8 protein-coding genes are annotated in these 8,925 nt (G+C 71.8%); all 8 read left to right on the top strand.

Annotation, left to right across the window (positions count from 1 at the left end):
- Positions 1–369: 369 nt before the first annotated feature.
- Positions 370–1,368: an ATP-binding cassette domain-containing protein gene (locus tag E1287_RS39990; protein WP_131970819.1), complete on the top strand. Its 999-nt coding sequence runs from the start codon at positions 370–372 to the stop codon at positions 1,366–1,368.
- Between the two features lie 127 nt (positions 1,369–1,495).
- The gene (locus E1287_RS39985; RefSeq protein ID WP_279508641.1) at positions 1,496–2,197 is read left to right on the top strand and encodes an ABC transporter permease; all 702 of its coding nucleotides are present in this window, start codon (positions 1,496–1,498) and stop codon (positions 2,195–2,197) included.
- 1 nt (position 2,198) lies between these two features.
- Positions 2,199–3,035, top strand: a complete 837-nt coding sequence (locus tag E1287_RS39980) for an ABC transporter permease (RefSeq protein ID WP_243719764.1) — start codon at positions 2,199–2,201, stop codon at positions 3,033–3,035.
- Position 3,036: 1 nt separating this feature from the next.
- Entirely contained in the window at positions 3,037–4,311 is a 1,275-nt protein-coding gene (locus E1287_RS39975; protein WP_131970815.1) for an MCE family protein, read from the top strand.
- Entirely contained in the window at positions 4,308–5,366 is a 1,059-nt protein-coding gene (locus E1287_RS39970; protein ID WP_131970813.1) for an MCE family protein, read from the top strand. The genes E1287_RS39975 and E1287_RS39970 overlap by 4 nt, the downstream gene beginning before the upstream one ends.
- A complete protein-coding gene (locus E1287_RS39965) occupies positions 5,363–6,457 on the top strand; it encodes an MCE family protein (RefSeq protein WP_131970811.1) in 1,095 nt (364 codons plus the stop codon). Before E1287_RS39970 ends, E1287_RS39965 begins: the two co-directional genes overlap by 4 nt.
- 1 nt (position 6,458) lies before the next feature.
- Positions 6,459–7,709: an MCE family protein gene (locus E1287_RS39960; protein ID WP_131970809.1), complete on the top strand. Its 1,251-nt coding sequence runs from the start codon at positions 6,459–6,461 to the stop codon at positions 7,707–7,709.
- Positions 7,709–8,925, top strand: a 1,217-nt coding sequence (locus E1287_RS39955) for an MCE family protein (protein ID WP_131970807.1), incomplete at its 3' end; no start/stop codon positions are given. The genes E1287_RS39960 and E1287_RS39955, both read left to right, overlap by 1 nt.

Genomic DNA, 8,925 nt, shown 5'->3' with positions numbered 1-8,925 from the left:
GGCGACACCCGGGGGCGGGGTTGAGAACACCGCGAACATAAAGTCGCCACCCGCCGCTGGCAAGGCTTTCGCGCCCGGCGGCACGGGGGACGGCGCGCTTTTGCGCGCGAAGTGACAAGAACGGGGTTCGGTTGCTGGCTCGTTGACAAACCTGTGCGGGCGGGACGGGCCGGCCGGGCCGCGAACCCCCTCAAGTTACCGCCAGGTAATCACCGGTGATGCGTTTCCGGAGCTCGAATACTAACCCGGTGACAATTTTGGACGCCATTCATCGAATTGCGTCCAGAATCCTGCGAAGCCCTATTGCATGCGAGGGCTACTCGGCCGTAACTTCCTCGCGACGTGCTTATCGGCGAGCGGTGGTGTGCCTTGGGAATTGAAGTCGTCGTCGAGGGCCTGACCAAGGCGTTCGGGCCGCAGGTCATCTGGCGCGACGTCACCCTCACGCTGCCGGCCGGCGAGGTGAGCGTCCTGCTCGGGCCGTCCGGCACCGGCAAGACCGTGTTCCTCAAGTCGCTGATCGGCCTGCTCAAGCCCGAGGAGGGACGCGTCCTGATCGACGGCGTGGACATGGTCAACGACCGCGACCGCAAGGTCTACGAGGCCCGCAAGCGGTTCGGCCTGATGTTCCAGGACGGCGCCCTGTTCGGCTCCCTGACCCTCTACGACAACATCGCGTTCCCGCTCCGCGAGCACACCCGCAAGAAGGAGGCCGAGATCCGCCGCATCGTGCTGGAGCGGATGGAGATGGTCGGCCTCACCGGCGAGGAGCGCAAGCTGCCGGGCCAGCTCTCCGGCGGCATGCGCAAGCGCGCCGGGCTCGCCCGCGCGCTCGTCCTCGACCCGGAGATCATCCTGTGCGACGAGCCGGACTCGGGGCTGGACCCCGTCCGCACCGCGCACCTGTCGCAGCTGCTGATCGACGTCAACGCGCGGATCGACGCGACGATGCTGATCGTCACGCACAACATCGAGATCGCCTCGACCGTCCCCGACAACATCGGGATGCTGTACCGCCGCGACCTGGTCGCGTTCGGGCCCCGCGAGGCGCTGCTGACCAGCGACGAGCCGGCCGTCGCCCAGTTCCTGCACGGCGACGTCCGCGGCCCGATCGGGATGTCGGAGGAGAAGGACGCCGCGCTGCTCGCCGCCGAGGCCGCGGCGGTCGCCGACCGTCCGGCGCGGCGCCGCACGATCGAGATCCCGCCGCAGCTCCGCCCGACGCCCGGGATGCCGCCCCGCCAGGGCGAGTTCCGGCACGCGCTGCGCGTGGACGCCATGTTCCCGCGGCTCTCGCCCCAGGCGCAGCAGGCCATCCGGGCGAACCGGAGCCGGCGGCAGGAGGGGATCGGTCATGGCGCGTCCTGAGACCGCGGCGCCCGACGGCTCGGGCCTCGATCCCGCGACGCCCGCGGCCGCCGCACCCGTGGTGCCCGGTGCGGGCGCGCTCCGCCAGGTCGGACGGCTGTTCGCGCTCGCCGGGACCGTGCTGGCGATGACGTTCCGCCGCCCGTTCCAGGTCCGCGAGCTGATCCAGCAGTTCTGGTTCATCGCGTCGGTCGCGATCCTGCCGACCGCGCTGGTGTCCATCCCGTTCGGCGCCGTCATCTCGCTGCAGGTCGGGTCGCTGGCCAAACAGCTCGGCGCGCAGTCGCTCACCGGCGGCGCGAGCGTTCTCGCCGTGGTGCAGCAGGCCAGCCCGCTGATCGTGGCGCTGCTGATCTCCGGCGCGGCGGGCTCGGCGATCTGCGCCGACCTCGGCTCCCGGACGATCCGCGAGGAGATGGACGCGATGGAGGTGATGGGCGTCTCGCCCATCCAGCGCCTCGTCGTCCCGCGCGTCCTGGCGTGCATGGCCGTCGCGGTGCTGCTGAACGGGCTCGTCTCCGTCGTCGGCGTCGCGGGCGGCTACTTCTTCAACGTGCTGATGCAGGACGGGACGCCCGGCGCCTACCTCGCCTCGTTCTCCGCGCTGGCGCAGCTCCCCGACCTGTACATCAGCGAGCTGAAAGCGCTGATCTTCGGGTTCATCGCGGGCGTCGTGGCCGCCTACCGGGGGCTGAACCCGAGCCCCGGCCCGAAGGGCGTCGGCGACGCGGTCAACCAGTCGGTCGTCATCACGTTCCTGCTGCTGTTCTTCGTCAACCTCGTGCTCACGGCGATCTACCTGCAGGTCGTCCCGCCGAAGGGAGCCTGACGTGGCGGTCCCCGGGGCGCGGCGGCTCCGTCCGGTGAAGCTGGTCTCCTGGCTGGACGGGCCGGGCGACCAGCTCGGCTTCTACGTCCGGGCGCTGCTGTGGACGCCGCGCGCCGTCCGCCGCTACATGAAGGAGTCGCTGCGGCTGCTCGGCGAGGTCGCGTTCGGCAGCGGCGCGCTCGCGGTCATCGGCGGCACCGTCGGCGTGATGATCGGCATGACGGTGTTCACCGGCGTGGTCGTCGGGCTCCAGGGGTACGCGGCGCTCGACCAGATCGGGTCGGCGGCGTTCACCGGGTTCGTGTCCGCCTACTTCAACACCCGCGAGATCGCGCCGCTGGTGTCCGGGCTGGCGCTGTCGGCGACGGTCGGCGCGGGCTTCACCGCGCAGCTCGGCGCGATGCGAATCAACGACGAGATCGACGCGCTGGAGGGCATGGGCATCCAGTCCGTCCCGTACCTGGTCACGACCCGGATCATCGCGGGCACCGTGGCGATCGTCCCGCTGTACGGGATCGGGCTGCTCAGCTCCTATCTGGCGTCCAGGCAGGTGACGATCTGGTTCAACGGGCAGTCGGCCGGGACGTACGACCACTACTTCAACATCTTCCTCGCCCCCGAGGACGTAATGCTGTCGTTCGCCAAGGTGCTGATCTTCAGCGTCATGGTCGTCCTGGCCCACTGCTACTACGGCTACCGCGCGGCCGGCGGCCCCGCCGGCGTGGGCGTCGCCGTCGGCCGCGCGGTCCGCACCGCGATCGTGCTGATCAGCGTGACGGACTTCTTCATCAGCCTCGCCATCTGGGGCGCGACGACGACGGTGAAGGTGACGGGCTGACATGCCGCGACGAACCACCCGGCACGTGGCCGGGCAGCGCCTCACCGGGGTGGCGTTCCTGCTCGTCCCGGCGCTGCTGATCTGGCTCTCGATCGCGATATACGACAAGCGGTTCACCGAGGTGACGACGGTGACGCTGCGCACCTCGACCGCCGGGCACGAGATGCACCCGCTGGCGGACGTGAAGGTCCGCGGCGTCGTCGTCGGCGAGGTCCGCTCCATCACGGCGGACGGGACGGGCGCGAAGCTCGAACTGGCGCTGAAACCCGAGCTGGCCGGCCGCGTCCCGGCGGACGTCCAGGCGCGGCTGCTGCCGACGACGGTGTTCGGCGCCCGGTACGTGTCGCTCGTTCCGCCGCCGGGGACGTCGGCGCGGCCGATCGCGGAGGGCGACGTGATCTCCGAGGACCGCAGCGAGAACGCGGTGGAGCTGTCGGAGGTCCTCAACCACACGATGGACCTGCTGAACACGATCCAGCCGGCGAAGCTGTCGGCGACGCTGAACGCGATGGCGACCGCGCTGCAGGGACGCGGCGACCAGATCGGACGCAACTTCGAGCAGCTCGACGCCTTCCTCCGCAAACTCAACCCGGAGGTTCCGGCGCTCACTCGCAACCTGGCCGAGCTGGCGGAGTTCTCCCGGCACGCCTCGGACGCCGCCCCCGACCTGCTCCAGGCGCTCGCGGACTTCACGGTGACCAGCCGCACCATCGCCGAGCAGCGCGCCGCGCTCGCGACCCTCTACCCCGAGGTGTCCCGCCTGGCCGACAAGCTCCTCGACTTCATGCACGCCAACTCCGGCACCATCATCCACCTGGCGGCCGAGAGCCGGGGCAGCCTGGAGCTGATGGCCCGGTACGCACCGGCCGCGCCCTGCACGTTCCGCACGCTCGCGGACTTCGTCCCGAAGATGGACCGGGTGCTCGGCAAGGGCACCGACCGGCCCGGCGCGCACGGCATCGTCGTGTCCGTCCCGCACAAGGGCCGCTACCTGCCGGGCAAGGACACGCCCCGGTACGGCGCGGGCGGCGGGCCGCGCTGCCCGAGCGTCCCGTACCTGGCCGCCGCCGGGACGCGGGTCCTGCCCGCGGGCGGGGTGCCGGGCCGGGGCGGCGCGGCCGGGAGCGGGCTCGGGCCGGCCAACTCGGCGTCCGAGAACGACCTGGTCAACGAGCTCGCCGGGCCCGCGCTCGCCGAGGTCCCCGAGGAGCTGCCGGACTGGTCCAGCGTGCTGGTCGGCCCGATCTACCGGGGCACGGAGGTGACGGTCAGATGAGGCTCACCGGACAGGGGGTCAAGGGGCTCGGCGTCCCGCTGGTCAGCTCGCTGGTCTTCATCGCGGTGACGGTGCTGGCGACCGCGCTGCTGGCGTCCAGCATCACCGGCGCGACCAGCGGCGACCGCGCCGTGTACTACGCCAAGTTCACCGACGTCGCCGGTCTGCACCCGGGCCACGGCGTGCGGATCGCGGGCGTCGAGGTCGGCCAGGTCGAGGAGATCGAGGTCAGCGACCGGCGGCTGGCCCGGGTGAAGTTCGAGGTCGACCGGGACCGACAGATTCCCGCGTCGGCGACGGCCGCCGTGAAGTACCTCAACCTTGTCGGCGGACGCTACATCGCGCTCGGCCAGGGCACCGGCGCTCCCGGCCAGGCACTCGAACCCGGCGGGACGATCCCCGTCCAGCACACGCAGGGCACGCTCAACCTGACCCAGCTCTTCCAGGGCTTCCAGCCACTGATGCAGGCGCTGTCGCCCGGGGACGCCAACCGGCTCTCGGAGTCGATCGTCAAGGTGCTGCAGGGCGAGGGCGGCACCGTCGAGAGCCTCCTGCGCACGGTCGGCGAGCTGACCACCGCGCTCGCCGCGAAGGACAAGGTCATCGGCCAGGTCATCACGAACCTGAACAGCGTCGTCCAGACGGTCAACGCGCGGGACCGGCAGCTCGTCGACCTGATCGGCACGCTGCGCCGGTTCACCTCCGGGCTCGCCGCCGACCGCGTGCCGATCGGCCAGGCGGTCGGGTCGATCGGCGAGCTGTCCAGCGCGACCGCCGGGCTGCTCCAGGTCGCCCGGCAGCCGCTGAAGGACGACATCGTCCAGCTCGGCCGGCTCAGCGCCAACCTCGACCGCGACCGGCCTCTGCTGGAGCGCTTCCTGGAGCGCTCGCCAGGGAAGATGGCGACGCTCGGCCGCGCCGGCTCCTACGGGTCGTGGATGAACTTCTACCAGTGCGAGGTCAAGCTGATCGGCGTCACGTTCGCCGGGTCCGACATCACGGACCGGCCGCCGCCGACCGGCATCCCGATCAAGGACGCGAGGTGCCGCGGATGACCGCCCCGCCGAACGGGCCCACCGCCCCGCTGCCACGCGCCCTGCCCCGCCTGAAAAAGGGGCGGCCGAGGCTCAAGCCGCTGCGGGAGCGCAACCCGGTCGCGGTGTCGGTCGTCGGGATCGTCCTGCTGCTGGTACTCGGCCTGCTCGCCTTCCGCGCCGACGACCTGCCCGTCATCGGCGGCGGGACGACCTACCGCGCGCACTTCTCCGAGGCCGCCGGGTTGAAGAGCGGCCAGGAGGTCCGCGTCGCCGGCGTCAAGGTCGGCAAGGTCACCGGCGTCGCCCTCAAGGGCGACAGGGTCGAGGTGACGTTCCGGGTCAAGGACACCTGGGTCGGGGACGCCACCCGCGCCACCATCATGATCAAGACGCTGCTCGGGTCGAAGTACCTCCAGCTCGACCCGCTCGGCTACGCCGAGCAGGACCCGGACCGGCCCATCCCGCTCGCCCGGACCGTCGCGCCCTACGACGTCACGACCGCGTTCGAGGACCTCGGCCGGACGTTCGACCGGCTCGACACCGTCAAGCTCGCGGCGAGCCTGGAGACGATTTCCACGACGTTCGAGGACACCCCGGCGAGCGTCCGGGTGGCGCTGAAGGGCCTGTCGTCGCTGTCGACCACGATCGCGTCCCGGGACGCCGAGCTGGCGCAGCTCCTCGCCGGTACCAAGAAGCTGTCCGGCACCCTCGCCGCGCAGAACGCCCAGTTCGAGACCCTCTTCAAGGACGGCAACCTGCTGCTCGCCGAGCTGCGCAGGCGGCGCGAGGCGATCCACACGCTGCTCGTCGGCACCCGGCGGCTGGCCGAGCAGCTGCTCGGGCTGGTCGAGGACAACCGCAAGACGCTCGGGCCCGCGCTCGCGTCCCTCAACGAGGTCACCGGCGTGCTGCAACGCAACCAGAAGAACCTGGACCGGGCGCTTGAGACGGCCGTCCCGTACATCCGCGTCGTCGGCAACTCGATGGGCAGCGGCCGCTGGGTGGACGGCTACCTGTGCGGGACCGTCCCGAAGCACTACCTGGAGAACGGCAAGTGGACGCCGCCCGTCAAGGGCTGCGAACCGCCGCGCCTGACGGGAGGCCGCTGACATGGCCGCCACGCGCACGGCGAAGCCGCCCCGGCTGCCGTCCCTCATCCGCGACCACCGGACGCGGCTCCCGGCGGTGCTCGTCATCGTCGCCGTCCTGCTGGCCGCGGTCGCGCTGATCCCGACGCTGACCGGCGGCCCGACCCGGCGGATCACCGCGTACTTCGCCACCGCGATCGGCGTCTACCCCGGCTCGGACGTCCGCGTCCTCGGCGTGAAGGTCGGGTCGATCGACTCCATCGAGCCGCTCGGCGCGCAGGTCAAGGTCGTCATGCGGGTGGACGAGGAGGTCGACCTCCCGTCCGGGGCCCGCGCCGTGGTGATCGCGCCGAACCTGGTGTCGGACCGGTACGTCCAGCTCGACCCCGCCTACAAGGGCGGTCCGAAGCTGGCGGACGGCGCGTCCATCGACGTGAGCCGCACGGCCACCCCGATGGAGCTCGACCAGCTCTACGACGCCGTCCGGCGGTTCTCGTCCGACCTCGGGCCGCAGGGCGTGAACGCGCAGGGCGCGCTGTCGGACGTCATCCGCGTCGGCGCCGCCAACCTCGCCGGCAACGGCAAGGCCCTCAACACCACGATCGCCGACCTGGGCAAGGCATCGCAGACGCTGTCGGACTCCAGCGACGACCTGTACGCGACCGTCGCGAACCTCAACAAGTTCAGCGAGATGCTCCGGGCGAACGACGGGCGGATCAGGCTGGCGGAGAGCCAGCTCGCGGAGGTCAGCGGTTTCCTCGCCGCCGACCGGGAGGAGCTCGGCGCGGCGCTGGAACTCCTCGCGCGGGCGCTCCCGCAGGTGAAGGACTTCGTCGAGGACAACCGCAGGCTGCTGAAGGGCAACGTCGACAAGCTCGCCCGCATCACGCAGGTGCTGGTCGACCAGCGCGCGGCCCTCGCCGAGCTCCTCGACACCGCGCCGCTGCTGACGCAGAACGCGCTGAACGCCTACGACCCGAACACCCGGTCGCTGATGACGCGCGGCAACCTGCTGGAGATCACCAAGGCGTTCGGCGGTCCGGGCCAGGCGGGCGTCGACCCGCCCGCCGCCGAGGCGAGCCCGGTCTGCGCGGCCGCGGCGTCCGCGACGGGGGCGCTGCGCGACCAGTGCGAGCGGCTGGAGAAGGGCGGGCTGGTCGCGGTGCCGCCGTCGGAGACGTCCGGAGTCCCGGCGCTGCCGTTGCCGGCCGCCGGGCCGACCTACGCGGGTCCCGGCTCCGGGTCCGGCTCCGGCGGAGAGGGAGGCCGCTGATGCGCGCGCCGAAGCTCGTCGTCGCGGCCTGCACCGCCGCCGCCGTCCTGGCCGCGGGCTGCTCGACCCGGATCGAGGACATCCCGCTGCCCGGCGGCGCCGACGTCGGCGACCACCCCTACACGGTGAAAGTGCAGTTCGAGGACGCGGTGAACCTCGTCCCGCAGGCGGCCGTCCGGGTCAACGACGTCCCGGTCGGACGGGTGAAGAAGGTGGCGCTGCCGAAGGGCGCCTGGCACGCCGAGGTCACGGTGATCGTGCACGGCGACGTGCGCCTCCCGGCGAACGCGATCGCGAACCTGGAGCAGTCCAGCCTGCTGGGGGAGAAGTACATCAAGCTCGCCGCGCCCACCAGTGCGCCGTCCCCGCAGCGGCTCGCCGACGGCGCGACGATCCCGCTCGCCCGGACGACCCGCAACGCCGACACCGAGGAGGTGTTCGGCGCGCTGTCGCTGCTGCTGTCGGGCGGCGGGCTCCCGCAGATCCGGACGATCAACCGGGAGCTGAACCAGGCGCTCGGCGGCCGGGAGGACAAGGTCCGCTCCGCGCTGGAGAGCCTCAGTGCCTTCACCGGCACCCTCAACCGGAACCGCCAGGCCATCGTGGACGCGCTGGACGGCCTCAACCGGCTGTCGTCCACGGTCGCGTCCCGCAACGGGCAGGTCGCGACCGTCCTGGACGGCCTGTCGCCCGGCCTGAAGGTGCTGCACGAGCAGCGCGCCCAGCTCCTCGAGATGCTGCGCAAGCTGGAGAGGCTCGCGGACATCACCGTCCACACGATCAACGCCAGCAAGGACAACACGGTCGCCGACCTGCGGTCCCTCGCGGTCATCCTGCGCAAGCTCGCCGACTCCGGCCGCGATCTGCCGAAGTCGCTGCAGGTCCTGCTCACCTACCCGTTCACCGACGAGGCGCTCAAGGCCGTGAAGGGCGACTACCTGAACGGCTACCTGACCGTCGTCGCCACCTCGGGCAACGACTGCGTCGTCCCGCCGGTGAAGGAGTACGACCCGCGCACCGACCTGCAGCGGCTGCGGGCGCTGGCCGCCGAGACCCCGCCGCCCGCCGGACCGCTTCCGGTGCCGTGCCCGGACGTCGGGAAGAGCGAACCGGGAGCCGGCACACCGGCGCCCAGCCCGTCGACTCCGTCCGCGCCGCAGGCGCCGACGGGCGACCCGGGCGGGTCGCCCGGCGGCGCCTGCGGCGCGGACGGAGT

Source organism: Actinomadura sp. KC06 (genome assembly GCF_004348735.1).
GTDB lineage: Bacteria > Actinomycetota > Actinomycetes > Streptosporangiales > Streptosporangiaceae > Spirillospora.
Note: the sequence above shows the minus strand (reverse complement) of the source record. Positions and strands in the feature narration are given on the sequence as shown.